The following is a 25,613-nucleotide window of genomic DNA, read 5'->3' as shown; positions in this document are numbered from 1 at the left end:
TTTAAGCATATTTAGATATGAAGCGTTTCGATTTTAAATCGAAAACTTCAATATCTGACACTCTGTTTCCATCATACCCTAGGCGCCGCAAGAGGGAGCATTGATTTAACAAAAGCAATAACAGTTTTGATTCGTACATAATACGACTACTATTGAAGTGAGGTTTGCTTATACCATTCATTGCTCTCTCCAAAAATTAACACAGCAATAAATTAAAAAGTGGTACAGCACCTGAGTCATATGCACTCAGCCTAAGTGTAGTATTTATACACCTCAAAACTGTTTGCTTATGCAAAGATTACCTCGAACAACCTTAAAAGGAAGTAACGGGGATCACCTTGGGCTGAAAACCACTAACCGATTAATTGGGACTTACACACTTAATCCAACAATATTAAACAGTGGGCACCGTTGTATAGAAGATTGTTGCTTTTTTATTAGAATATTCTTGCTTCAAGGAGTTATGAGTGCTGAGTGCTGAGTGCTGAGTAATAAATTTCAATTCCGCGCCTCCTAACTCCTAACTCCTAACTTTTAACTTCTAACTTGTTGTGGTGTGGCTCCTACTAAGCGTTTGAAGTGTCTTGTAAATTGACTTTGGTCGCTAAATCCAACAGTCGAAGCGACTTCAGAAATTCTTGCGGTTTTATCTCGGAGAAGTATTTTAGCACGTTCGATGCGACATTTTATTAAATATTGATAAGGAGACATTCCCGTCGATTCTTTAAATAAACGCGCGAAATGATACTTGCTCATGCCAATCTCTCTTGCCATTGAACCAATTAACAAATCTTCTGACAAGTGGTTACAAATAAACTGGTTGATTTTGAGCAACTTCGATGACGGTAAACCTTTACAACATTCGTTACATTGTTGCTTGTGCAATGAGTAATTTTGAACTAAATGCGCTGCTAATGCTATGCCCATCGATTCAGCATAAGCATAACTACCTACAGTATTTGATGTTAATGTGGCTTTGAGCGCTACCCCAATTTGATAAATGAGTGGGTCTGGTTTAGCAAAGTGTGGTAAAATCTCAGCCTCTTCAAAATCTTGACTCTTAGCTTGGGATATTAATTTTTCTGAAAGCGTCAAAATAATTAACTCTGACTGTTGTGTTGTGTAAGAGTGAATTACACCTGGAGGAATTACTGCGATGTCCCCAACCTTTATATCCTCAGTACAAAAGCATTCATCCAACTTTCTTTTTAAGCGCTGACAAGAAACATGAATTACGATTGTGTAATCGCTTTGGTAATGCGCTGGAATTTCAAACGCTGGAAGCTGATAATATTCTAGACAGATGTTTTCCCACCCTGCCTTATGACTACATATTAATGGCGGTACGGGTAAAATTCTTCTGCGACTTTCTACTTTTGTCACATCAGCCGCTGGGGATTGGCACACTAACATAGTTTCCACCTGCTCTGTTGACTAACAAATAGTGCTACGTAAGCACAAATACTATCTCTACTTTTACCAAAAAACGTTAAGTAAATCTTAATTCATTTATTAGTAAAACTAATAGTTCATATTTTGCGTGTCTATAGAATATCGGTTGCTAGTTAAATAGTGGTAGTAAGAGTGTGACAAAGTAGTATACAAGTGGCGCCGTGAATATGTAGCTGTCAGTACGGTCTAAAATGCCACCATGACCGGGGATTAATTGTCCAGAGTCTTTTACCCCAGCATCGCGTTTGAGCATCGACTCGGTTAAGTCACCTAAAAGACTAGCGATACCAATTAATAATCCTAACGCGGCGCCTGTGAGTAAAAATTGCGGAAATTTGAGATAGTACGCGCTAATTATTGCAACAGTAATACTGCCACCGATACCGAACAAGGCGCCTTCGACTGTTTTCTTGGGACTAATACCCGATAGCGGAGTTTTACCAAAATATTTACCAAAAAAATAGGCGCCGATATCAGAAGCCCAAATACATAAAAACGTTACAACCGTAACACTTAAACCTTGAGGTATAGAAGTTACATTAGCTCTATCAAATAAATCACTCCACGAAGATGGAAAATAACCACCCAAAGGTAAATTAGCAGCGCTAGCACTATTAATTTGTCGTAATCTTACCCAATAAGAAGGCAAATAGCCTGTATAAAATAAACCTAATATAGAAGCAGAAATATCAGCGATAGTGGCAATTTTAGGTTGAAAAAGTAAGTAAAAACAAATAAAAGTACCAGCAATAGGCATTACAGCATCAGCAAGATTTCCATCAACAGTGCAAATTCCGAGCAGAGTGAGACTGACGGCAAGGGTAGTTTTAGCAGCAGGTGCAATACCTTTAGCACGCACGAGGTCAAAAAACTCGTTTTGACCAAGATAAATAATCACCGCATAAACAAAAGTAAAATACCAGCCACCTAATAGCGTAGCAGTAAGGGCTACTGCAATTGCAACGACTCCACTAAAAATGCGAGTCCAAGGAATAGGCTGATTTTGAATTTTGGAATGATTGGCCACTTTTTGCATCTCCATAACTAAACAATTTATTTTATTTGTTAATTTAATTAATCTAATTTTTCTCCGCTCAAAATAAAAATTGGGTCTACAGCAGCAAAAGCTTGGGAAAAACCACGCATTTCCAAGCGGTTAACAGAAGATTGAACGACTTCGATATTTACTGCTCGTAATTGAGCAAAGCTTTGAGAAATAGTATACAGACTCTCTAGATTAGCAGCTGTTGCCACGACTCGACCCGATGCGGGTAAATAACTCCATGCTGCCTGCATAATTTCACTGATAGCACGTCCCCCTTCGATACATACTCTATCAGGCGCCGTCTTTAAGTCGTGCAAGCATTCTGGAGCGCTTCCTTCAATAACTTCGACATTTTTAACTTCAAACCGTTCACAATTACGTCGTATCAAATTTGCAACTTCTTCATCACGTTCGACAGCAACAATTTTACCCTGTGGACACAACAATCCTGCTTCAACTGGAATAGTTCCCGTTCCTGCACCAATATCCCACAACACTGAATCAGACTTCAGTCGTAATTGTGACAATAACTGCAATCTAATTTCGCGTGGACTTAAGGGAATACCGGGTAAATTGTCGAATAAATCATCAGGGATACCAGGAGTAACATAAGGCCAAAGTTTAGAAGTCATAATAAAAATTTACCTATTCATAAAAGCACGACTAACCAGTCAAGAGTGAACACCGCTCTCCAGTTATCTTTACATATCTATCTCTAAGTGCAGCGATAGCACGAAATTTCTACAGACGCTATTGTATTAATAGATATTCATAAATCAACATAATCATCTATATTTATAAGCAAGATTTACGATTGAAGTTTGAGCATCTCACCAATATAAACGTAGGTTTTGCCCATTGGTTACGGTTGATGGTCGAACCCAGTCAGCGAAAAACGCATCTCCACTGCATTCATAAGCAATAGAAGTACTAAACCGTGATTATGCACCATTAACCGTCAAAAAACCATTAACTAGTAAAATTCGTCTGAAAAAAGACAGCAATGGGTTTGAGATATCACCAAAGAGTAGGGATCGAGAGTGAAAAATATAATTGGCAAAATATTGGGTAGTTACGAAATTCAAAGCGAACTGAGTCGGAAAGCGGGGAAAATAAATTTACTAGCGCACGACTTGAGAACACAAGAATCGGTCGTTATCAAGCTACTGTTGTTCAATGATGAATTTGAGTGGGATGATTTAAAGCTGTTTGAACGCGAAGTGCAAATTTTGAAAAACTTAACGCACCCTAAGCTTCCACGCTACATAGATAGTTTTGACTCGCAAGCACCTGAATATTTTGCCCTTGTCCAAACTTATATAAATTCTCCAACATTAGAACAACATCTTAAACAAGGGCATAGTTTTACAGAGATAGAAGTTAAAGAAGTTGCACGACAAATCTTAGAAATACTTATTTATTTACACGAACAAAAGCCTCCAGTTATCCATCGTGATATCAAGCCCAGTAATATATTGCTAGATATAAAACCTGATAATATACAAGTTTATTTAATCGATTTTGGTTCAGTTAAAACTATTACATCATCTAACTTCGAGCATACCGTTGTTGGAACATATGGTTACATGGCGCCCGAACAATTTGGAGGTACACCTGTTCCGGCATCAGACCTTTACAGTTTAGGTGCCACATTAATTCATTGTTGTACAGGTACACATCCTGCCGACTTACCACAAACTAATTTACAAATTCAATTTAAACAAGCAACTAATTTAAGCACAGAGTTTGCAAACTGGTTAGAGTTAATGACACAACCTAGTTTAGATAGAAGATTACATTCCGCACGGTATGCAATAGATATATTAGAGGTGCCAGCAAAACTAGTAACTACTGGTATAAAACCAAGTGGGAGTAAAATTGAACTTACCAAAAATGCAGACACTTTAGAAATATTAATACCACCATCGGGTGTTGACGTACCGCTAACATTTATAGGATTATTTGCCATAGCTTGGAACGCGGGAATTTTTGCTTGGACAGCAGGCGCCTTGAGTATGCCATCTCCCACAAATATAGCTCTAGCTTTGTTTTCCCTACCCTTTTGGGGAGTAGGTGTTTTTATGGTGTACTGGGTAATATTTTGCGTATTTGGTAAAACTCGCTTGCGTATTAGTAATATCGATAAAGTTGTTTACACACCTAAGCACTTTACCAGAGATGTAGACGGTGAACATGTAGAGGTTCATTCACAGCTAACTATTCATGCTGGTGTTAACGAGTATAAACTCAAAGTTAATACAGGCAGTGTTAAATCTGAGGTTGAGTTGGAGTGGTTAGCGCACGAAGTAAATGATTGGCTGGCAACGGATGTAACGGATGTAACGGATGGTTAATTATAAATAACTATATTTCTACTTAATTATTTATATCTATATATAATACATTATATACATCTTTGACGAATAAATTATCCGTTACATCTGTTGTATCCGTTGCCAATTGGCATTTAAATAAACTTCATAAATAACCCACTAATAGTAAAGATTGCATAATCATAAATCATCAAATCGGATTTTATGTCACAGCGTTTATTACGGAGTAGTAATATAAGCTAAGTATAAATTTAAAGATTGAATAGATATGAAAATTGCTTTTTCACTTTTAATAGCAGGCGCCTTAACATTATTTTACCCTAGCGCAATAATTTCAACACCTGCCCAAACATCCACGCAAAGAAACGTAAATTTCAATTTAGTTAAAGACAAAAGAGGAAATATAATAGCAATCAATAATTTAACTATTGATAACCGACGCTACAATGCAAAATTTATCTACGGGACGTTTGGTGAAATTTTTAAGAATCCAACTACAACAGCATTTTGGGAAAATCAGCAAACAGCAGAACGCGCACTTAATGCAATTAATACAGCATTGAACGCGCGCAAAGGAGCGGCAATAAAAATAGGAGTCATTCCCAGAAATGAATTATCCAATGCAGGCAGTGGAAACAACTTTATGATTCCAGTTGCACAGCAGCGCATTGTACGCCAATATGGAAAAGAACGCACTGAGAACGTTTATGTGAATGGGGTTTTGGGTGGTTTCAACGAAAAACAAAAAATCTGGAGTAACTATTCGTTCGATGCGTTTTCAGTAACACCTGATACACCATTTATGTTTGTAAAATTAGAACCAAGGTAGGTAGGCGCCTTCACTATGAGTACTCAATTACTAAATAAATTCTGGGAAGTGGTAATAGCAGCAATAACGCTGAACCCAGAAGCATTTAGGATGATGGAAGGTTTTCCTCAAGGTAATAGGTCAATTTTTATTTTGCTGTTGTTGGTGGGTCTTTCTAATGCGCTAGCTCAAGCAATTGTATTATTTGTAAATCGAGTTAGTAGGTTACGTTTTGTTTTATGTTTACTTATTTCAGCATTGTTATTTGCTTTTAGTTATTTATTTTGGGTTTTGAGCATTTGGGGTGTTAGTAATTTACTATTTAGAGCAGATGTTCAGTTTGGTGTAGTGTATCGCACTTTGGGACTAGCAACGGCGCCGTTATTGCTTTCGTTCTTCATTGCGTTACCGTATTTGGGGATTCCAGTTCAAATTTTGCTATCGCTGTGGAACTTGCTAGCATTTGTGCGAGGATTTTCAATTACCGCTGATTTAACTTTGTGGCAAGTCTTCTGGTGCGGTATTATTGGTTGGTTTGTACTTCAGGTGGCACAGCGTAGTATTGGTAGACCAGTAGCAGGTTTTGGAAAGTGGTTATCTAATACTGCGGCAGGAACTTATCTTGTCACTGATTTGCGACAATTAGAAGAAACTTTGCAAACAGGTTTTGGAAATAAGCGCACGCACCGCAGGAGACGAAGATGAGTAGTAGAAAGCAAGTTATCAAATTTTCTGTCATAGCTCTGGTAGCATTGCTTGGTGTATTAGCTTTATTTCAGTTTCAACCTGTTATAAATGGTACTTATGCAGCATTAACACGTACATTTAAAATTACAGTTAATCTAGGTATTATTGGTTTTATTGCTTTGATTTTGGCGGCAATGTTGGCGCCTATAGAAGCACTCGGTTGGTGGGCTGGATGGTTTGGTGATACCGTTGATACAAGTATTTACTCTGAAGTTGAAACGCAAACTGAGGCGCCACTACATAAAGTATCTCATTATATTATTTACTTAGACGGAGTTGGACAAGCAAAGTACGAATATTTACCTGATGTAGAGCGATTTCTCAGGGATTTAACGGCAGCATTACCCGAAAGTTTTCATTTAATACGGGGAGTAATGCCATATTCGGTATTAAATCGTTCTTTAACTGAAGATTACCCATTATCTTGGTTTTGGCGATTTGCTGATAAACTACGTATCAAAAATCCTGCGAATATTCTTGGCGCCATCATTAATATACGCAATGCATTAGTAGTGTGGGTTTCTGCTGACCAAAGATATGGCGCCATTTACAATCGAGGAACCGCACAAGTAATATATAACAGTTTAATAAAACATGGTTATCAGGCAGGTAGTAATGTTCCCATCACCTTAATTGGATTTAGCGGTGGGGGACAAATATCAATGGCTGCTGCTCCCTATCTTGATGATGTACTTTTTTCACCACCAATTGATATTATCTCTCTAGGGGGAGTGTTCAGTGGTAATAATAATATTCTTAAAATTCAACATGTTTATCATCTAGCTGGAAAAAAAGACCCATTGGAAAGGTTAGGCGCCATTGCTTTTCCTAAACGTTGGAAGTTATTTTTTCTGTCTTATTGGAACCGTGCAAAGCGACGCGGTAAAGTTAGCTTAATTTCTTTGGGTAAAGTTGGTCATCAACAACCTGGGGGAGTGATGGATCCAAATAAACTTTTACCCGATGGTCGCACTTATTTACAGCAAACGATTGATTGGGTATCTGGAATTTTACAAGATACAGTTTATTTAAAAGAACTTGCTCCTCCACGTCGTCAAAGCAACTACGAAAAATATTGGGAAGCTACATTTAACCATCCAGATTTTTACCCGAATAAGCAATCTTTACCTCAAGAGTATCAACCTATCGCTGCTTGGATGGGGCGCCTAATTTTGCCACCAAAAAATCAGCGTAGTGTTATTAAAGAAGTCTTATTTGAGGTGCATCATACTGCAAAAGGTTATGAGTATTTACTTGGAAAAGTCGTGCAATTACGCTTTTCAGATATTCCAGAGTTACAAAAAGATATCCGCTCAGTAACAAAAGATGTGCATTTCAACGCTGAAGCAGAGTATAGTAGCGAGCAAGGCTTAATTCTTCCTACCCGTGTTAATCACTGGCGCCTAGTAAACCCCCTCGAATCATTAGCAGGCGCCCATCCTTATGATGACATCATGGTAATGTTAGATGACCCAATGTTAATGGAGATAGGTGATAAAGATTATCTTTGTATCAAACGTGAACCAATACAAATAACAGGCTTATATTACGCATTAGTACAATTTATTGAGCCAATAGGGAATGATTTATTCCGGGTAATACATTACAACCGTGATTCTAAACAATTTGATGGTGCCGAAGAATTTGTATCAATGCCTTCTGTAGTAGCGAATGTTGATGGTGTACAACCATTTACAAACCAAGATATTGACTCTTCACCGATTAATCAAACCGGGTGGTATATATATGGCGCCCAAAATGAGTCTAAACGATTTGTAGTGCGTTCAATTGCTCCCCGCGCGCTTTTTCAATTGAAACCAGAACATAAAATCATCGGGAAATCTGAAGTAAAACACTATATTAAAAAAGAATCTTGGGATAATTTAGCTCTGCAAAAAGGTAAAATAAGTTCAGCTTTACTTTGTTATGACGACTCAAATATACAGAGCGAACAAACTTGGCGAGAAGGAGAACGCGCGCTGCTACTACATAACTACGGTGGGATTGGCGGTAGAAAAACTGAGGCAGCAGCAAAAGGGCCTGTATACTTTGGACACTTCGCTTATGGTGTAGCAACAGTAGTACGCGAACCATTAACAGACGAACTACGATTTGATATTGTGTACCATCAAATATACACCCAAAATATAGATGGGTTAACAGCAGGAACATTACACTGGTCACGATTTTTAGGTGACCGTCAATATGGTTGGGCAGGGATACGTCCCGTATGTGATACTTTAATTAAATTTGAACCCTTCACGGGATACTTTGAAACCACCGAAGGTACAGTATATTCACCTTTAGACCAAATGATTCGCCAACTCGAAATTATGGCAGCACGCTATCGTATCGGTGACGGAACAGGAGGTACCTATGTAGGCGCCGCAAACAACTGTTCTCAAGACTCCAACCAAGCTTTATATGCAGCACTCAAACAAATAACTCAAGTCATCCGTTCTAATTCTCTCATTGACGAATGGATAGAACAACATCCCGACCAAGCAGATAATTTAACCCAACTTGAAGAACTAGGTAAAAAATTAAAACGTCAAATTCTTCCTTTTGGTGCGCGTGTAGACTGGCAACAACCAGGCAAAAGTTTAGGAAGCAGCTTAGAAGACGACCCCATTAAAAACCTAGTTACTGGCTTACTATCTTGGCGTGCCATACTCCCTCGTGTAGCTAACGATACCGTCTTAGAAACATTTCTCAAACTTGGCGCCACCGCATGGGTACTGCGAACCAACCAAATAGGAGGCTTTAACCCAGACATCGAACCAGTGGCGCCTATCACATTTTAATTAGTTAAAAGTGCTGAGTGCTGAGTGCTGAGTGCTGAGTAGCACAGCATGAAAAGCCTGTACAGTTACATAGTTTTTTACCACAGAGGAGAGAAAATAAGAAGTACCCATCCACATTTTCCTAGAGGATATATCAATATCCAACTTATCCTCTAGGAAATTGGGCGCCATTAGCTATTTTTCTAGGGAATGAACATATATATTAGTTTTTACCTAGAAATTTTGGTGCCGTTGGGTCTTTTTCCTAGAGGATATATCTATATCCAACTTATCCTCTAGGAAATTAGGCGCCGTTGGCTATTTTTTTAGGGAATGAACATATATATTAGTTTTTACCTAGAAATTTTGGCGCCGTTGCAATACTGCTCGGTTAAGACAATTGCGAAACGTAAAAGCCCTGTAGAGACGTGACATGTCACGTCTTTGAATACGTTAACCGAGCAGTATTGGGCGCCGTTGGGTCTTTTTCCTAGAGGATATATCAATATCTAACTTATCCTCTAGGAAATTAGGCGCCGTTAAGTATCCCATGTAATTAATTTTGCTTCATTATCCAAACCAAAAAGCCCAAAATTTGCTCTACAGGTGGAATTGGATAATCCATTAAATCTAAAGTTAAAATATTTCCCTCAAGTTTCAAAAACCGCCATTGCGTCCCAGTACTAACGCTGCCGTAAATAGCTTTAACAGATAGCTGTTTATTTTGATTAAACCTTTGAGCAGCTACCATTGTTGCCGCACATTGTCCCAACCCAGATTTTATATTTTCTTGTTTTGCTTCTACAACTACAACGACAGGCGCCTCAACTTCAATTTGTTCAGATGATTTTAATCAAGAAATCACAGAAACCGTCCAGCCCAACGCTTGCGTCAACATCAAACTTCTCACCCGAAAACACGCTAATTTGTCGCTCTAATATATCGCGTACTTCTAACAAAATCGGATTAATAATACCTTCATAAACGATTTCTCATTTCCTGTTGCGGTTGCCCAAGGTAAACTGCGTGCGAGTAACATCCGTAAACATTTCACTCGGCGCCACTGGTTCAATTTCACCGAAAAAGCGCGTTCCTTCAATTGCCGTTAACCCAAAATCTTGCCTAGCTTTACCCCAAGTAAATTCGTTGTATGCCATTGTAAAACCTCCAAAGGAGTATGAAAACCGCATGTTGTTTTACTCTACTCCTAGTAAACTCGTTATATACCGTTTCAACTTGAAGTGATACTGCGACTTTACATATCACCAAAGCGCGGTATCATACAATTACCTTAATATAAATTAACAATGGTAGAACGTCCAATCAAGAAATCTGAACGTCAGGCGATTGCTGAAACTCAATCGGAACCACAAGCAGAACCGCAAGCAGAACCACAAACAGAAGCACAAGCAGAACCGCAATTAGAATCACAACCTCAGTCTTCACCTGTTCCTTTACCTGTACTTAAAAAGAGAACTGACAAAGATTCCCAAGATTCAGATGTTGAAGACTCTCGTGATTCAATCCGCTTAGGTTCAAAGCGTAACGACCGTGATGACCGTAACGACCGTAATGACAGAAACGACCGTAAAGATAAACGCTCCGGCAAAGGTAAAAAAGGTTCCTTCGGTGATGATTCGAGACCACCAGCTAATCCAGCATTAGCGCGCGGTCCCAAACCAGTTAGACCTGTTGCGAAAGCTGAACCTGAACCAGAAGCGGAACAAACCGAGTCAGAACCAAGCGAAGAAACACAAGAATAAAATCGAGCGTGTAAGTGATTAAATTTACACAAACTATTATGTACGTGGAGGCGCCGGAATCAAACTGACGACTCCACGTTATTTAGCTATAACTAATTAAATACTTATAAAATTATAAATCTTCTTCCGTCAGCCCTGCATCATTCATAATACTTTTCAAAGTACCTATTGGTAAATCTCGATTACTATGAACAGGAATAGATAAAATAGCTCTTTGCTACTTCAAGAAAAAATAAGTGCAGAGCATCCGTGTGGCTGGCTTGGGGTGTTTGATTCTGAGGCTCTTCAAGATTTTGTCGCAGAAATTAACGATGCTTATCACTCAACTAGCATGTCAAATGAGGCATGGACAGAACTTCAAGCAATTATCCATGAATGGCATGAAAGCGCACTTGCTATTTCTAGTCCTGAAATCGCAGCAGCTTTTAATGCTGAATCAGATGAAGTACCGTTAACTAAACCAATTATTGAGGGTGCAGCTTAGGTTTTTATATGTCAGAAAATATCTCTGATGATTCAATATTAGAAAATATAGAATCTCCAGAAGTAAAACTAACTACGCCTGGTTTATTTGATACAGAACAAACTTGGCTTGTAGTTGCTAAGAATCGCAAGATTAATCGTAATTGGGAAACTTTGTTAACTCGTTATCCAGAAAACTGCTACCGCTGTTATGAGTTCTTAAGTACTACACCAATTACTAGGCTACAAGGTCGTGTTTTCCCTCTAAAAGGAAAACCATAAGGCGCCTGGGAATATGAATTAACAGGAGGAGACAGGGTATATTACATCCCAAATGAAGAACAATTAAAAGTAATTGTTTATTACGCAGGAAAACACCCCAGTATAGTACCAAGACCTTAATTATGTATTTTAAAGTTTCTGTGTAATAAAGGCGCGCTTCTTGCAAATACCTGTACCTTGTAGCTATAACCGTGAAAAAGCTTGATATAACACGGTATATGAAAGGTGAGATTTTAGGGGAACGCTACCAAGTTGAACAACTGCTCGGCAAAAAAGCAGGGCGCCGAACTTTTTTAGCACAAGATTTACAATCAAATCAACCAGTTGTAATCAAACTACTCACTTTCAGCAATGACTTTGAGTGGGACGACTTAAAACTGTTTGAACGTGAAGCCGAAACTTTAAAGTCACTTAATCATCCAGCAATACCACGTTATCTAGATTACTTTGAAGTGAGTTTAGACACAGTAAAAGGTTTTGCGCTTGTACAAAACTATATTGAAGCCAAAACTTTAGAACAATATTTAAAAGCTGGACGTACTTTTACAGAAAGCGAAGTCAAAGAAATTGCTTCTTCACTTTTAGAGATACTAATATACCTACATTCGCAAAACCCACCTGTAATACACCGTGATATTAAACCCAGCAATATTTTGTTAAGCGACAGGTCGGGTAACTCGGTTGGAAAAGTTTATTTAGTAGACTTTGGTTCGGTGCAAACAGTCGCAGCAAAAGAAGGTGGAACTATGACTGTTGTTGGAACTTATGGGTATATGGCGCCAGAACAATTCGGTGGACGCGCGGTACCAGCTTCTGATATTTATAGTTTAGGCGCCACGTTAATTTACCTAGTAACAGGTAGTCATCCTGCTGATTTACCACAAGTTGATTTAAAGATTGAATTTGAAGATCAAGCTAAAGTGAGTAAGGAATTTGTTGAGTGGTTAAAGCTGATGACTCTTCCGAGTTTAAATCAGCGCTACAGTTCTGCAAGCGATACACTAGAAATATTATTAGATAATAAGCTTTACGATTATAAGGCTTTTGAAACAAGCTCTTTTTTACCGTTAAAAGGTAGCAGTATCATTGTTAAAAATCAAAAAGAATTTTTAGAAATTATTATTCCCCCTCCTGTAATCATCAAAAATAAATTTATGAAATTGATAGCCAAACTTCTTGCTTTTTGTACTCCAACTTTAGTAGTATTTTCATTTTTTATAATATTGTACAGCATATTTATAGGAATAAATGCAATTGCTTTTTTCAGAATTATTGGTTTTAGCTTAATGTACTCAGCGATATTATTACCACTAGGTTACTTAGTTTTTTTACCATTTCATAAGTTAGTAGAGCAGAAAAGAATATTGATAAATTCAACATTTATTACAACCAATTATGGTAATGAATCAACAGTATTTAACTTAAATAACACAGTTTCACGACAATATATAAGTAATATAACACTAACTAAACATTCTAAAAATATTCAAGAAATATCAATTTATGTAGGGTTTCATAAATTTTTAATTAGCCGCGCAAACCATTTAAGCGAAGCTGAAATAACTTGGTTAGCTAATTTGCTTAGTTCTGCTCTTGATAGACCAATTTATAAAGAAGAAAATAATGATAAATAGTGTAAAAGTATATTTTCTGGATTTATATTATATAAAATATTAGTTTCCAATGTTTTTCTTACATAAACTATATTTTAAGTTTCCATGTGATTAGCGCGTGCATCTTGCGAATACCAGCATCTTGTAGCTATAACCATGAAAAAGCGTATAGCAAAAACTGTATATGAAAGGTGAGATTTTAGGGGAACGCTACCAGGTTGAACAACTACTCGGTAAAAAAGCAGGGCGCCGAACTTTATTAGCACTAGATTTACAATCAAATCAACCAGTTGTAATCAAACTACTTAATTTTAGCAATGACTTTGAGTGGGACGATTTAAAACTGTTTGAACGTGAAGCCGAAACTTTAAAGTCACTTAATCATCCAGCAATACCTTAATTCTGCTCTTAACAGACCAATATATAAAGAATAAAATAATTATTCATTAATGTTATAAAAGCAAACTTTCTATATTTAGTTTATAAAAAAAATTAGTTTTTAATGCATAACTAATGCCTTAATTTTAAGGCAGAATGTTAGGTTCCAATCGGACACCCAACCTACGTCATTAATTTTGGCTTGTTGGCGCCTCTATAAGAGGATGTTTGAAAAGTCGGCTAAGGTATAAATTGTCCCAAGCGAGTGGAGTCTTACGGAACGTAATGCGGAGCATTTGCCGCAGGCTAGAATCTAGGGTTTTGGACATATACTGAGATGCTACCCTGCGGGAAAACTGCGTTAACGTTCGCGACTCATGACATTCACAGACACTTTTCAAACAACCTCTAAGCTCTGTGTACTCTGTGTACTCTGTGTCTCTGTGGTAAAAAATATATTATATCCAATGCACAAGGGAGACTGAACGGGCAAGGATGCCCATTCCACAAGAATTTTTACAAGAAGTTCCACAAGAAAAATAAGAAAATTTATAGCCTCCCGCGACTTCGGGGGGTTGGAGGGATCAATTATAGTAATTTAAGGAAGATTTTTTAGAGGTGGTACTTATGTTTGGATTGGGATGGACGGAAATGGCGGTTATTGGTGTAGTTGCACTATTGGTATTTGGACCGAAAAAAATTCCTGAGTTGGGTAGTGCGCTTGGTAAAACTCTACGGGGGTTTAAGGATGAGTTGAATAATCCGAATTCGGAGGTGCCGACTCAGGATGATGATATTGATGAGAAGAAGTAGAAAATGCTCGTTGTAAGTACTTAAGTACTTAAGGGGAAAGCGCTGAAGCGCTTACAACGAGATTCCCCTACAATCGATTTACTACTGTGGTTCCGGAGGCGCCTACTTGTGAGGAGTCACTAACGGTTGTTGGTTGAGTTTGTTGTGTTTCCTCTTTGACAACTCCGCGCGCTTTAATTAGTTGAATTGCGCGATTGACGCTTTCGGGTAATATCACGACTAAGCTGTTGTCTGGCGCCCCTTCAAGTGCTTTGTTAATTGCTTGAGTTTCATCCAGTATGGTTTCGTAAGTAAAGTTTGGTTTAACTTGTTTGATACCTTTCAAGATTAACTCAGCGGCTGAACCACGTTGGCGCCCGCGTGTGTCGTCGTCTTCTTTGATAATTACTCGGTCGAAAATGTCAGCGGCAAGTTTACCAAGCATGACAAAATCTTCGTCGCGTCTATCTCCAGGCCCTCCAACTACACCTATTCGTTGTCCTGTTGTCCAGTTACGAACAAATGACCCTAGTGCTTCGTAGCTGTGGGGGTTGTGAGCGTAGTCTATGAGTGCGTGGTAGTTACCCAAGTTGAACAAGTTCATCCGTCCTGGTGTTTGACTCACCGATGCACGGAACGTTGTTAACCCGGCTCGAATTTGTTCGATATTAACGTTTTGTACAAATGCCGCTAACGATGCTGCTAACGCATTCGCGATCATAAACGGCGCCCGTCCACCCATTGTCAGAGGAATATTTTCTACTTTCTCTATTCGGTGTGTCCAGTCACCTTTTAATATCGATATGTAACCGTTCTCATACAGTGCCGCGACTCCACCCTTCTGGATATGGTCACGTACAAGCTGTGAGTCCGATTTCATTGTGAAGTAAGCAATGTTCGCTTTGGTTTTTTCTGCCATTGCCGCTACTCGTGGGTCATCGGCGTTAAGGACTGCATAACCATCTGGATATACAGCTTCTGCCACTACGCTTTTAAGATGCCCCAACTGGTCAATAGTATCAATATCGCCTAATCCTAAGTGGTCTGCGGCAACATTTAATACTACTCCTACATTAGAAGCTTCAAACGCTAAACCAGAACGAAGGATACCTCCACGCGCTGTTTCTAAGACTGCAACCTCTACTGTTGGGTCTTGTAGAATTAGTTGGGCGCTTTGGGGTCCAGTATTATCGCCTGCTTCTACTAAATAATCTCCGATATAAGTTCCGTCTGTTGTGGTATATCCTACTACTTTACTTGTTTGACGGAAGATGTGCGCTAACAAGCGGGTGGTAGTAGTTTTCCCATTTGTACCAGTGACGCTGAGAATAGGGACGCGACTTGCTTGTTCATTTTTGAACAGCATATCAACCACGGCGCCTGCGACGTTACGGGGTGTACCGTGCGAAGGAGCGATGTGCATCCGAAAACCAGGAGCAGCGTTAACCTCGACAATCACACCATCGGTTTCGCGTAAAGGACGACTGATATCGGAAGTAACAACATCCATACCAGCAATGTCCAAGCCAATGACTCGAACGACGCGCTGCGCTAACCAAATATTCTCAGGGTGAATTTCGTCGGTTCGGTCAACTGCTATACCACCAGTACTTAAATTGGCAGTTGCACGTAAATAACAAATTCTATCTTTAGGTAGAACACTATTTAAAGTAAGACCTTGGCGTTCTAGCAATTGATAGCTAGTCCGGTCTAATTCTATTTTTGTAAGTACTTTGTCGTGTCCCTCACCACGATTTGGGTCATTGTTGGTTTCTTCAATTAGTTCGGAAATTGTAGATTTGCCATCACCTACAACGTGTGCGGGTACACGTTCTGCCACCGCTACAACTTTGCCGTCCACGACTAATACGCGGTGGTCACGTCCGACGTAATATTTTTCAACAATTACCGCACGAGATACTTGACGTGCGGCATCATATGCGCTTTCAGCTTCATCCCAACTACGAATATCAATTGTAATACCGCGTCCGTGGTTGCCATCTAATGGTTTAATCACAATTGGATAGCCACCAACAAACTCAATAGCTTCTTGTAAATCATCAAGGAAATTGATGACTGTGCCTTTGGGAACGGGAATTCCTGACGATGCCAAAATGCGTTTGGTTGCTTCTTTGTCGCACGCTAGCTCCACTCCCAAAATACCTGTATTGTTGGTCATGGTAGCTTGAATGCGTTTAGAAGCAGCGCCATAGCCTAATTGAATTAAGAAACGGGCGCCGAGAGTCATCCAGGGGATACCTTTTTTCTCAGCTTCCTTAACAATGGCTTCGGTTGAAGGTCCAAGCGCTCCTTCCTTGGCAAAGTCACGCAAATCTTGCAAATCTTGCTCAAGTTCGGCTTTTGGATACCGTCCTCGGTCAGCGATGCTTTGGCACAGTCTTACTGCTGCTCTGCCAGCGTAGCGCCCTGCTTCCTCGTTTTCATACTCGAAAACAACCTGGTAGACTCCTGGTGTAGCAGTTTCGCGTGTACGTCCAAAGGCAGCAGGCATCGAAGCTAGCTCTTGCAGTTCTAAGGCAACATGTTCAATGATGTGACCCATCATTGTGCCTTCTTTGACTCGCATCAAGAAGCCACCACGACAGCCAGGAGAACAATGGTGACTCTCCAGACTTGGCAGCGCCTCAACTAATCCTTCGTAAAAACCGGGGATTTCATTCGAGGGCGTCTCGGCGAGGTTCTCTAAATCGAGGCGCATGACAATCAACTTGTGGCGTCGAATGCTCCAATAGTTGGGACCGCGTAAGGTCTGGATTTTGAGGATTCTCATGGGAATAGGTAGATGGAGATTCGGAGTCAATTTCTAGTTTCTTACTCGAATGACCGCTTCACTGTTCAATTGAAACAGTTTTTTCTTCTTACATCGTATTATTCTCACTTTTTCTCGTGCAACGTCGATGCTGGAGCGGTCAACTCAGTGTAACCTCTGACACACTATTCCGTCAGCTGGAAATTCGGTAGTTGGCGGGTAAGGCAGTGCGTTGGTAGAGGTGATATTTATCACCGTGGCTGAGAATATGCATCCGCATGTTATGAATCGTTAACGGTTCGGTGGCGCCAACGTAAGGTTCGTTAGTGTGGGTGACTTCGGTAGGGTCAACGATGGTAACGCTGCCTTTACCTAGGACTTGTAGCCAACCGTCGCGCTCAAACATCGCGCATGTGTCTTCATCAATACCAATGCCAATACGGTCAGGGTGCGACGCAATGGCACTTACCAAACGTACCATTCTATTACGATTGTGGAAATGTTGGTCAACTATCACTTCGGGAATTAAGCCCAAACCAGTGGCCATATCAACTAACGAACGGTTGGGAGACTCACCGCTACCCCCGCCGGCAATCATGTGATGACCCATCACTGCTGCCCCAGCGCTCGTGCCCGCTAGCGTTAATTCCCCAGAACGTACCCGGCGCCGAATAATATCCATCGCTGAAGTATCTGAGAGAACGCCGCATAGCCGTAACTGGTCGCCTCCAGTCAAAAAAACCCCTGTACAGTTTTCTAGGGACTCTTTAAAATTACGGTCTTCACACTGCTCGCGTTCGCGAATGTCCAAAACCTCAATTTTCGAGGCGCCCATTTCTTCAAAAATACGGACATAGCGTCCACTGATAATACCGGGTTCTCGCGATGCTGATGGAATAATAGTAATATAACCATCGGATTCACCAGAACGGGCTACGAAAGTTCGCAGTATTTCGCGTCCATGAACCTTATCTTCGGCGCCTCCAATCACGAGAACGGCGGTTTTAGTTGCTTGGGGTGTCGTCATTTCCAGCCATTTAGCTTTTAATTGCCGCATTGTGTATCTCCTGTCAACAACTTCAGGTGAATAAAACAAGTACGCAAGCTTTATCTAATGATTTTGCTCCCGTTTCCTTAAAGGACATTACTGGCTCTTATCAAATTGAGGCAACTACCATTCGATACCCTCTGCGATCTAAAAGCAGCATGTCCCCTACATGTCCCGTATTGCTATCTATATTGGGTGTTGATTCACCAGTCGAACAGCCCGTTATTCGGAAAACTGCTCTATAAAAGCAGGTCTTGACACACGGAGCGTTCTTTAAGTAGCTTTATGCATTGTCATGAAGTTGTTAACCCAGTTAATCTATTAATTTAAATCTAGATGTGACAATATTTAAACATAAATTAAGTAATTAGAAAAATTTTTGTGCTATCTGACGTACTATTTACAGTACTTTCAAACTCGCGACATACAAATTGATGTATTCTACACAACATAGAAAGCTCGCTCTGCAATCGACATTCAAACTTAACAATAGTGTCCTCGAATACGAATTACTGTGCGCTTTGATATAGTTACGCTGTTTCCAGACTGTTTTACCTCAGTTCTCAACTCAGGACTGTTGGGTAAAGCCTTAGCCAAACAGATTGCCCAAGTCAATTTGGTTAACCCACGCGACTTTACTAACGACAAGCATCGTAAAGTCGATGACGAACCTTACGGTGGTGGTGTCGGGATGCTCATGAAGCCCGAACCCATTTTTGCCGCCGTTGAGTCGCTGCCAATTCTACCGCGAAGAGAGGTCATATTGATGAGTCCTCAAGGACAAACTATCAATCAACCTTTGTTACGAGAGCTAGCAATTAACTATGACCAGCTAATAGTCATATGCGGACATTACGAGGGTATTGATGAGCGAGTACAACAAATTGTTACCCGTGAAATTTCCCTTGGAGATTTTATTTTAACCGGTGGTGAAATTCCTGCAATGGCATTAATCAACGGTGTCACCCGCTTGCTTCCTGGCACCGTTGCCAAAGTCGAGTCTATTAAATACGAAAGTTTTGAGGAAAATCTCCTCGACTACCCCCAATATACTCGCCCCGCCAACTTTCGTGGTTGGAAAGTCCCCAATGTCCTCCTTAGCGGCAATCATAAAGAAATTGCCAAATGGCGCCTATCTCAACAAATCGAACGCACAAAAATACGGCGCCCCGACTTGCTCAAGGCTTGGGAAGAACAACAAAACAACGAATGTGGGCGGGTTGACAAACAAAACAATGAGTAAGGGCGGGTTTACAGATATCCTAAAAATTGACTCTAGTCTCGTTAACCCGCCCCTACAATAACCAACAATGACAATACGTATTGGTAACGGCTACGATATCCATCGCTTAACTACTGGGCGCCGTCTTATACTCGGTGGCGTTGAAATTAACCATGAACTCGGTTTACTTGGACATAGTGATGCTGATGTACTAACTCATGCAATAATGGACGCGATGTTAGGCGCCTTATCTTTGGGTGACATTGGACATTATTTTCCACCAACAGATCAAAAATGGGCAGGTGCCGATAGTTTAGTTTTGTTAAGCCAAGTAAACCAATTAATAGTAGATAAAGGTTGGAAAATTGGCAACATCGACTCAGTAGTAGTCGCAGAACGTCCAAAACTAAAACCTCACATCGAAAAAATGCGCGACAAAATAGCAGGAGTCTTGCAACTAGAACCAACACAAATAGGCATTAAAGCTACTACAAATGAAAAACTAGGGCCAGTTGGACGCGAAGAAGGAATTTGTGCCTACGCAGTAGTTCTATTACAAGCAGCAGGTTAATAAGCATCTTGTTAATAAGTATCTTGTGGACTTGTGGAGCGGGCATCCTTGCCCGCCATCCCCACAAAAATCTTATATTCCACAACAGCAATGATTTAATCTAACATATAAGTTAATTGTCCAACTGACACAAATTAAAGTAGTTAAAGATTATGTACGACTGGATGCGAAAAGAAACTTACTCAGAGTCTTTCATGGATGGAAAAGAACATTTAGCAATGTTAGTAACAAACTTGAGAGATATACAACTTCCTGACTTCATTGCTTTAGATAAAGACGAAAATGTTATACTTATTGCCAAAGTTACAAGCGAACCACATAGCTTTAAAAATCCAGATACCAGAAAATATGCACTTTTAGACTTAATTGATGTCTTAAAATTTGCAACTAAAAATATCATTCCTTTTGCGATGCTTGCCGACAAAGATAATATTGAGTTTTTACGCTGGGATGGTCAGAATTTGTCTGAGCCTATTTTAACTTTAAATACAGCAGATGTACTTAGCCATTACGAACCTAAATTTAAAGAAAAAAAATTATATAATAGCTATTTTATCGGATTGATAGAGTCTTGGCTACGAGATTTAGGGTATAATTGGAATTCAGAAACACCACCGTATTTAAAGGAAATGCAAGAAATCGGTTTTTTGCAGTTAATTGAAGGCGGAATGACTAAGGCATATCATTAAGAATTGAAAGTGATACTATACGTTGAAACTAATCTAATAATGGGTATTGCGAAAGGACAGGATGTCGAAGCGCAAGACTTACTATTTAATACACCAGCATCTATTTCTATTGTAATACCTAGTATTTGTTTTTTAGAAGCTCATACAACTTGGCAAAATGAACAGAAACACAATAAAGATTTTATTGAAAAAATAAACAATCAAATTAGTGAGTCTAAGCGAGATATAACTTCAATCAATGCTCAACTTACAGCATCGAGTCTTGATCAATCGAAAATTAGTTTTCAAGAGAGAATAAGTGACGTTAAGAATCGTTTTGATTTAACCTTGGATGCTGTAGCAAATAAAGCTGAAGAAATACCCTTAGAAATTGCTGCAATTCAGGAAAGTATAGATAGAAAAATTTTGGAAGATAAGCACCTGATTGATAAAATAATTTTGGAATGTATAATTCGCCACGCGCTTTTACATCCTGATATAACAAAGGCATTTTTAAGCTTTAATTCTAAAGAGTTTGGTAAGCGCGAAGTAGCACAGTTATTACAAGATACTGGTATTAGATATTTTAGCAAAACCACAAATTTTTTAGGTTGGTTACAAGCGCAAAATCCCTAAACTGTAAGAGGTTGTTTGAAAAGTGTCCGTGAATGTCATGAGTCGCGAACGTTAACGCAGTTTTCCCGCAGGGTAGCATCTCAGTATATGTTCAAAACCCTAGATTCTAGCCTGCGGCAAATGCTCCGCATTACGTTCCGTAAGACTCCACTCGCTTGGGACAATTTATACCTGAGCCGACTTTTCAAACATCCTCTAAGAAAGGCGCCTCCACTTGAATGTCGAAATCAAAAAATTTGCTATGATAATTGCCACAAACAGTGTATCTACGGAATTAATTTACTAACTAAGTAGATATACTCATATGATTTCAGCATAGGAATCCTATATATATGAATATGGCTATTTTGACCCGAATATTGACCAAAATATTAAAATTAAAGCGTATTTGGCTTATTGGGTTAGTTGGGGTGTTCGTTACCCTGTCCCTGAATGCTTGTAACCCAGCAGGACTGAAAACCAGTGCAGCACAAACAAATCAGCTTGTTGTAAGCATTCTTAGTGACCCTAAGACTTTTAACTACGCGCTTAGTAACGAGTTCCCTAATATATTTGGTTTAACTTTTGCAGGATTAGTAACTGAAGACCCATTTACAGGTGAAACACAACCTGATTTAGCTGAATCTTGGCAAATTTCCGAAGATAAACTCAAAATTATTTTTACGATGCGTCAGGGGTTGAAGTGGTCGGATGGGAAACCCCTAACGGTTGATGATGTCGTTTTTACCTTTAATGATATTTATCTCAACGAAGCAATTCCTACTGACGCGCGTGATATTCTTAGAGTCGGCGCCAAAGGTTTATTACCTACCGTGCGTAAAGTAGACGAACGACGTGTAGAGTTTAGTATACCTGAACCATTTAGTCCGTTTCTAGGTGTAACAGGTTTACCGCTTTTACCAGCACATGCGCTTCGTCCATTTATTCAAACTAAAGACTCTGAAGGAAAACCAGTATTTCTCTCGAAGTGGGGTGTTGATACTCCCCCAGACCAAATTATTGTTAACGGTCCTTACAAGGTTGCCAGATATAATACGGGTGAACGTATTATATTTACCCGCAATCCTTACTACTGGCGTAAAGATGCTAAAGGTCAACAACAACCATATATAGAAAGAGTAATTTGGCAAATTGTCGAATCAACCGATACTGGGTTAATTCAGTTTCGTTCGGGTGGACTTGATAATGTTGTTGTAACACCTGATTATTTCTCGCTGCTGAAAGCTCAAGAAGACCAAGGTAATTTTAAAATTTACAATGGTGGGCCTGCGGCAAGCACAACGTTTATGATGTTTAACCTTAACAAAGCTAAACGTAATGGTGTACCGCTTGTTGACCCCATAAAGTCACGCTGGTTTAATACCGTCGAATTTCGCCAAGCTGTTGCATACGGCATCGATAGACAAACAATGATAAATAATATCTATCGAGGATTGGGAGAACCCCAAGATTCTCCACTTTATGCAAAAAGTCCTTACTATTTATCTCCCCAAGAAGGACTAAAAGTATATAACTACAGTCCTGAACGTGCGCGACAGTTACTTACCAAAGCTGGCTTTAAATACGATAATCGCGGACTGTTACTTGATGAGTCAGGCAACCGCGTTAGGTTTACACTGCTTACAAACGCAGGAAATAAAATCCGCGAAGCAATGGGAGCGCAAATTAAACAAGATTTAGGAAAAATTGGTATTACTGTTGATTTTACTCCTGTAGCTTGGAGTGCGCTCTTAGATGGACTTGATAATACTCTTAATTGGGACACAGCAATGCTTGGTTTTGGCGCCGGTTTCGAGCCAAACTCCAGCGCTAACTTGTGGACTCCAGATGGTGGTTCGCATATGTTTAACTTAAAACCACGCGCAGGAGCAAAACCAATAGAAGGACGAGTAGTTTATCCTTGGGAAGCAAGAATTGGTGAATTGTACGTAAAAGCTGCACAAGAATTTGACGAGGCAAAACGTAAAGCAATTTATGCCGAGTCACAGCAACTTGCACAGGAATATCTACCTTTAATTCACTTAGTTAACCCCTACTCACTATCTGCTGTACGAGACAAATTTATAGGAATTCGTCATTCTGCAACAGGTGGTTCCTTCTGGAATATCCAAGACATCAAAGTCAAACAACCTCAATAAACATCTCTCTCTCTCTTGTGGAGCGGGCATCCCTGCCCGCCCTACAGAAAATTAGTTATTTATAGATAAATTAATAATTAAACCAAGAGCAAGCAAAATAGGGGATTATTTTTTAAATATGGACATTAATCTTTTAGATAGCATTATTAATAAACACAAATAATCTAACTGCATTCACTTAGATTCACTTGCCTTCTAGAATACTTATGTAATATTTTTAACAAAATAATTTCATAATGGTAAGGTCTTTTGTGTGTATAATAGATAACTATTTAGGATTTAGGAAGCACACGAGTGTTCTTACAACGAAGTTATCGACGTTTTGTTACAGTTGTGTTGATTTGCACGCTGTTTGTTTTTTTTCACGTTGCTATTACTAGTTGTAACCCTAGTAATTTAAGGACTAAAAGTAATAAGTCACAGTGGACTACGACTTTGCTGAGTGACCCAAAAACTTTTAATTTTGCTCTGAACGAAGAATTTCCGAATGTGTTTTTGTTCATAGCAGAAGGGTTAACTACTATTAATGCGATAACAAGGAAAATTGAGCCTGCGTTAGCTGAGTCTTGGCAGTTCTCTGAGGATAATAAACGTGTTACTTTTACTTTGCGGGATAATTTGAAGTGGTCAGATGGTCATCCTTTAACAGCAGAAGATGTTGTTTTTACTTATAAAGAGATTGTTTTTAATCCAGATATTCCTACAAGTTGGCAAGATACTTTAAAAATTGGTAAAAGTCGCACGTTTCCCGAAGTGCGTCAAATTGATAAGCGTAGTGTAGAGTTTATTTTCCCTGAACCGTTTGCTCCGTTTTTGTTTTCCACTACTGGTTCACCTGATGGTGTGGGAATTTTGCCTAAACATGTTTTAGAAAAAACGACAAAAACTAAAGACACAAATGGCAATACATTATTTCTATCGACATGGGGTACTGGTACTAACCCAAAGGATATTATTGTAAATGGGCCATATTTGATTGATAGATATATTCCTAGTCAACGGGTAGTATTTAAACGTAATCCTTATTATTGGCGCCAAGATACTCAAGGTAACAGGTTACCTTATGTTGAACGAGTTGTTTGGGAAATTATTGAATCTACTGATACTGGAGTACTGCAATTCCGTTCGGGTGGTTTGGATACGTTGACTGTTTCCCCAGAAAACTTTTCTTTACTCAAGAACGAAGAAAAACGTGGTGATTTTACTATATATAATGGCGGCCCGACTTTTAGTAAGACCTTTATTTCTTTTAACTTGAACACTGGCAAACGCCAAAATGGGCAACCTCTAGTTAACCCAATAAAATCACGTTGGTTTAATAATGTAGCATTTAGACGCGCGGTTGCTCATGCTATTGACCGTGAAACAATGTTAAATAATGTATTCCGGGGTTTAGGTGAATTACATAACTCACCTCTTGATATTCAAAGTCCGTATTATTTATTACCTGCAAAAGGTTTAAAAGTCTACGAGTACAATCAAGAATTGGCAAAGAAATTACTTTTAGATGCTGGATTTAAATATGATGCTAAAAATCAGTTAGTCGATGAGAATGGTTTGCGTGTGCGTTTTACATTGAATACAAACGTAGAAAATAAAACCCGTGTGACAATGGCAGCGCAAATCAAGGGTGATTTAGCTAAAATTGGTATACAGGTAGACGCAAATCCTATTTCTTTTAATACGCTTGTTGATAAACTAAATAATGGGCTTGATTGGGAATGTTACCTTCTTGGCTTTACTGGTTCGCTTGAGCCTAACGATGGCGCCAATAAATGGATACCAGATGGCAACTCGCATTCATTCAACCAAAAGCCACAGCGAGGACAGTCACAGTTAATTGGTAGAAAAGTGAATGATTGGGAAAAAGAAATTGGGCGCCTGTATATCGAAGCAGCACAAGAATTAGACGACAATAAACGTAAGCAAATTTACGGTAAAACTCAACAAATAACGCAGGAATATCTACCTGAAATTTACTTAGTAACTCCATTGTCTTTGGTAGCAATCCGTAACCGTATTCAAAACGTCAAATTTTCTGCACTTGGCGCCCAAGGTGCGACACTATGGAATAAATATGAATTAAAAGTTAAAGAATAATA

Annotated in this window: 23 protein-coding genes and 2 pseudogenes; 16 read left to right on the top strand and 9 right to left on the bottom strand. The window is 39.3% G+C overall.

Features of this window, described 5'->3' with window-relative positions; all coding sequences use genetic code 11:
• Window position 1: 1 nt before the first annotated feature.
• The 4 genes from DSM106972_RS54125 to cbiT form a co-directional block, all read right to left on the bottom strand.
• Entirely contained in the window at window positions 2–181 is a 180-nt protein-coding gene (locus DSM106972_RS54125) for a hypothetical protein (RefSeq protein ID WP_127085061.1), read from the bottom strand.
• 353 nt (window positions 182–534) lie between these two features.
• The gene (locus DSM106972_RS35305) at window positions 535–1,413 is read right to left on the bottom strand and encodes an AraC family transcriptional regulator (protein ID WP_127085060.1); all 879 of its coding nucleotides are present in this window, start codon (window positions 1,411–1,413) and stop codon (window positions 535–537) included.
• Between the two features lie 148 nt (window positions 1,414–1,561).
• On the bottom strand, window positions 1,562–2,446 hold the full coding sequence (locus DSM106972_RS35300; RefSeq protein ID WP_127085086.1) for a phosphatidate cytidylyltransferase: 885 nt from the start codon (window positions 2,444–2,446) through the stop codon (window positions 1,562–1,564).
• Window positions 2,447–2,526: 80 nt separating this feature from the next.
• A complete protein-coding gene (gene cbiT / locus DSM106972_RS35295; RefSeq protein WP_127085059.1) occupies window positions 2,527–3,129 on the bottom strand; it encodes a precorrin-6Y C5,15-methyltransferase subunit CbiT in 603 nt (200 codons plus the stop codon).
• A 408-nt stretch (window positions 3,130–3,537) separates the two neighbouring features.
• On the opposite strand from cbiT, the gene DSM106972_RS35290 reads away from it, so the two are divergent.
• From DSM106972_RS35290 to DSM106972_RS35275, 4 genes are all read left to right on the top strand, one after another.
• The gene (locus DSM106972_RS35290; RefSeq protein WP_233787746.1) at window positions 3,538–4,851 is read left to right on the top strand and encodes a serine/threonine protein kinase; all 1,314 of its coding nucleotides are present in this window, start codon (window positions 3,538–3,540) and stop codon (window positions 4,849–4,851) included.
• Window positions 4,852–5,098: 247 nt separating this feature from the next.
• Window positions 5,099–5,659 (top strand): hypothetical protein, encoded by a 561-nt coding sequence (locus tag DSM106972_RS35285; RefSeq protein WP_127085058.1) that lies wholly within the window; start codon window positions 5,099–5,101, stop codon window positions 5,657–5,659.
• 15 nt (window positions 5,660–5,674) lie between these two features.
• Window positions 5,675–6,343, top strand: a complete 669-nt coding sequence (locus tag DSM106972_RS35280; protein ID WP_127085057.1) for a hypothetical protein — start codon at window positions 5,675–5,677, stop codon at window positions 6,341–6,343.
• Window positions 6,340–9,189, top strand: coding sequence for a CAAX protease (locus DSM106972_RS35275; protein WP_127085056.1), 2,850 nt, complete (start codon window positions 6,340–6,342; stop codon window positions 9,187–9,189). The genes DSM106972_RS35280 and DSM106972_RS35275 overlap by 4 nt, the downstream gene beginning before the upstream one ends.
• A gap of 535 nt (window positions 9,190–9,724) precedes the next feature.
• Here DSM106972_RS35275 and DSM106972_RS55960 read toward each other — a convergent pair.
• Window positions 9,725–10,325 (bottom strand): annotated as a pseudogene (locus DSM106972_RS55960) (hypothetical protein).
• 150 nt (window positions 10,326–10,475) lie between these two features.
• On the opposite strand from DSM106972_RS55960, the gene DSM106972_RS35265 reads away from it, so the two are divergent.
• Window positions 10,476–10,931: a hypothetical protein gene (locus DSM106972_RS35265; protein ID WP_127085055.1), complete on the top strand. Its 456-nt coding sequence runs from the start codon at window positions 10,476–10,478 to the stop codon at window positions 10,929–10,931.
• Between the two features lie 112 nt (window positions 10,932–11,043).
• Here the strand turns inward: DSM106972_RS35265 and DSM106972_RS35260 are convergent, their stop codons facing one another.
• Window positions 11,044–11,139: a type II toxin-antitoxin system HicA family toxin gene (locus tag DSM106972_RS35260; protein ID WP_127085084.1), complete on the bottom strand. Its 96-nt coding sequence runs from the start codon at window positions 11,137–11,139 to the stop codon at window positions 11,044–11,046.
• Between the two features lie 6 nt (window positions 11,140–11,145).
• On the opposite strand from DSM106972_RS35260, the gene DSM106972_RS35255 reads away from it, so the two are divergent.
• From DSM106972_RS35255 to DSM106972_RS35240, 4 genes and pseudogenes are all read left to right on the top strand, one after another.
• Window positions 11,146–11,415, top strand: a complete 270-nt coding sequence (locus DSM106972_RS35255) for a hypothetical protein (RefSeq protein WP_127085054.1) — start codon at window positions 11,146–11,148, stop codon at window positions 11,413–11,415.
• A gap of 8 nt (window positions 11,416–11,423) precedes the next feature.
• Entirely contained in the window at window positions 11,424–11,675 is a 252-nt protein-coding gene (locus DSM106972_RS35250; RefSeq protein ID WP_233787747.1) for a hypothetical protein, read from the top strand.
• 218 nt (window positions 11,676–11,893) lie between these two features.
• Complete coding sequence (locus DSM106972_RS35245; RefSeq protein WP_127085083.1) at window positions 11,894–13,309, top strand: serine/threonine protein kinase; 1,416 nt, start codon at window positions 11,894–11,896, stop codon at window positions 13,307–13,309.
• A 163-nt stretch (window positions 13,310–13,472) separates the two neighbouring features.
• Window positions 13,473–13,685 (top strand): annotated as a pseudogene (locus DSM106972_RS35240) (serine/threonine protein kinase); the annotation flags it as partial.
• A 172-nt stretch (window positions 13,686–13,857) separates the two neighbouring features.
• On the opposite strand, the gene DSM106972_RS51705 reads toward DSM106972_RS35240, so the two are convergent.
• On the bottom strand, window positions 13,858–13,995 hold the full coding sequence (locus DSM106972_RS51705) for a hypothetical protein (protein ID WP_158632930.1): 138 nt from the start codon (window positions 13,993–13,995) through the stop codon (window positions 13,858–13,860).
• 298 nt (window positions 13,996–14,293) lie between these two features.
• On the opposite strand from DSM106972_RS51705, the gene DSM106972_RS35235 reads away from it, so the two are divergent.
• The gene (locus DSM106972_RS35235) at window positions 14,294–14,479 is read left to right on the top strand and encodes a twin-arginine translocase TatA/TatE family subunit (protein ID WP_127085053.1); all 186 of its coding nucleotides are present in this window, start codon (window positions 14,294–14,296) and stop codon (window positions 14,477–14,479) included.
• A gap of 67 nt (window positions 14,480–14,546) precedes the next feature.
• On the opposite strand, the gene cphA is transcribed toward DSM106972_RS35235, so the two are convergent.
• Both cphA and DSM106972_RS35225 read right to left on the bottom strand, forming a co-directional pair.
• A complete protein-coding gene (gene cphA, locus DSM106972_RS35230; protein WP_127085052.1) occupies window positions 14,547–17,249 on the bottom strand; it encodes a cyanophycin synthetase in 2,703 nt (900 codons plus the stop codon).
• A 172-nt stretch (window positions 17,250–17,421) separates the two neighbouring features.
• Window positions 17,422–18,285: a cyanophycinase gene (locus DSM106972_RS35225; RefSeq protein WP_019494321.1), complete on the bottom strand. Its 864-nt coding sequence runs from the start codon at window positions 18,283–18,285 to the stop codon at window positions 17,422–17,424.
• A 505-nt stretch (window positions 18,286–18,790) separates the two neighbouring features.
• Between DSM106972_RS35225 and trmD the strand changes: the two genes are divergently transcribed.
• From trmD to DSM106972_RS35195, 6 genes are all read left to right on the top strand, one after another.
• Complete coding sequence (gene trmD, locus DSM106972_RS35220) at window positions 18,791–19,519, top strand: tRNA (guanosine(37)-N1)-methyltransferase TrmD (RefSeq protein WP_127085051.1); 729 nt, start codon at window positions 18,791–18,793, stop codon at window positions 19,517–19,519.
• A gap of 67 nt (window positions 19,520–19,586) precedes the next feature.
• A complete protein-coding gene (gene ispF, locus DSM106972_RS35215) occupies window positions 19,587–20,069 on the top strand; it encodes a 2-C-methyl-D-erythritol 2,4-cyclodiphosphate synthase (protein WP_127085050.1) in 483 nt (160 codons plus the stop codon).
• Between the two features lie 194 nt (window positions 20,070–20,263).
• On the top strand, window positions 20,264–20,758 hold the full coding sequence (locus DSM106972_RS35210) for a hypothetical protein (protein ID WP_233787748.1): 495 nt from the start codon (window positions 20,264–20,266) through the stop codon (window positions 20,756–20,758).
• 9 nt (window positions 20,759–20,767) lie between these two features.
• On the top strand, window positions 20,768–21,373 hold the full coding sequence (locus DSM106972_RS35205; protein WP_127085049.1) for a PIN domain-containing protein: 606 nt from the start codon (window positions 20,768–20,770) through the stop codon (window positions 21,371–21,373).
• Between the two features lie 332 nt (window positions 21,374–21,705).
• Complete coding sequence (locus tag DSM106972_RS35200; protein ID WP_127085048.1) at window positions 21,706–23,511, top strand: ABC transporter substrate-binding protein; 1,806 nt, start codon at window positions 21,706–21,708, stop codon at window positions 23,509–23,511.
• A 294-nt stretch (window positions 23,512–23,805) separates the two neighbouring features.
• The gene (locus tag DSM106972_RS35195; protein WP_127085047.1) at window positions 23,806–25,611 is read left to right on the top strand and encodes an ABC transporter substrate-binding protein; all 1,806 of its coding nucleotides are present in this window, start codon (window positions 23,806–23,808) and stop codon (window positions 25,609–25,611) included.
• Window positions 25,612–25,613: the final 2 nt, after the last annotated feature.

The sequence above is a fragment of the Dulcicalothrix desertica PCC 7102 genome (genome assembly GCF_003991905.1).
In the GTDB taxonomy this organism is placed as follows: domain Bacteria; phylum Cyanobacteriota; class Cyanobacteriia; order Cyanobacteriales; family Nostocaceae; genus Dulcicalothrix; species Dulcicalothrix desertica.
This window is presented reverse-complemented; position numbering and strand designations above follow the sequence as displayed.

What these genes read in the sequence shown, in the direction of transcription:
- DSM106972_RS35275 (WP_127085056.1), top strand. Translation starts at nt 6,340, where the DNA reads ATGAGTAGTAGAAAGCAAGTTATCAAATTTTCTGTCATAGCTCTGGTA.
- DSM106972_RS35250 (WP_233787747.1), top strand. Translation starts at nt 11,424, where the DNA reads ATGTCAGAAAATATCTCTGATGATTCAATATTAGAAAATATAGAATCT.
- ispF (WP_127085050.1), top strand. Translation starts at nt 19,587, where the DNA reads ATGACAATACGTATTGGTAACGGCTACGATATCCATCGCTTAACTACT.
- DSM106972_RS35210 (WP_233787748.1), top strand. Translation starts at nt 20,264, where the DNA reads ATGGATGGAAAAGAACATTTAGCAATGTTAGTAACAAACTTGAGAGAT.
- DSM106972_RS35200 (WP_127085048.1), top strand. Translation starts at nt 21,706, where the DNA reads ATGAATATGGCTATTTTGACCCGAATATTGACCAAAATATTAAAATTA.
- DSM106972_RS54125 (WP_127085061.1), bottom strand. Translation starts at nt 181, where the DNA reads ATGAATGGTATAAGCAAACCTCACTTCAATAGTAGTCGTATTATGTAC.
- DSM106972_RS35265 (WP_127085055.1), top strand. Translation starts at nt 10,476, where the DNA reads ATGGTAGAACGTCCAATCAAGAAATCTGAACGTCAGGCGATTGCTGAA.
- DSM106972_RS35245 (WP_127085083.1), top strand. Translation starts at nt 11,894, where the DNA reads ATGAAAGGTGAGATTTTAGGGGAACGCTACCAAGTTGAACAACTGCTC.
- cphA (WP_127085052.1), bottom strand. Translation starts at nt 17,249, where the DNA reads ATGAGAATCCTCAAAATCCAGACCTTACGCGGTCCCAACTATTGGAGC.
- DSM106972_RS51705 (WP_158632930.1), bottom strand. Translation starts at nt 13,995, where the DNA reads ATGTCCAAAACCCTAGATTCTAGCCTGCGGCAAATGCTCCGCATTACG.
- cbiT (WP_127085059.1), bottom strand. Translation starts at nt 3,129, where the DNA reads ATGACTTCTAAACTTTGGCCTTATGTTACTCCTGGTATCCCTGATGAT.
- DSM106972_RS35305 (WP_127085060.1), bottom strand. Translation starts at nt 1,413, where the DNA reads ATGTTAGTGTGCCAATCCCCAGCGGCTGATGTGACAAAAGTAGAAAGT.
- DSM106972_RS35235 (WP_127085053.1), top strand. Translation starts at nt 14,294, where the DNA reads ATGTTTGGATTGGGATGGACGGAAATGGCGGTTATTGGTGTAGTTGCA.
- DSM106972_RS35225 (WP_019494321.1), bottom strand. Translation starts at nt 18,285, where the DNA reads ATGCGGCAATTAAAAGCTAAATGGCTGGAAATGACGACACCCCAAGCA.
- DSM106972_RS35280 (WP_127085057.1), top strand. Translation starts at nt 5,675, where the DNA reads ATGAGTACTCAATTACTAAATAAATTCTGGGAAGTGGTAATAGCAGCA.
- DSM106972_RS35285 (WP_127085058.1), top strand. Translation starts at nt 5,099, where the DNA reads ATGAAAATTGCTTTTTCACTTTTAATAGCAGGCGCCTTAACATTATTT.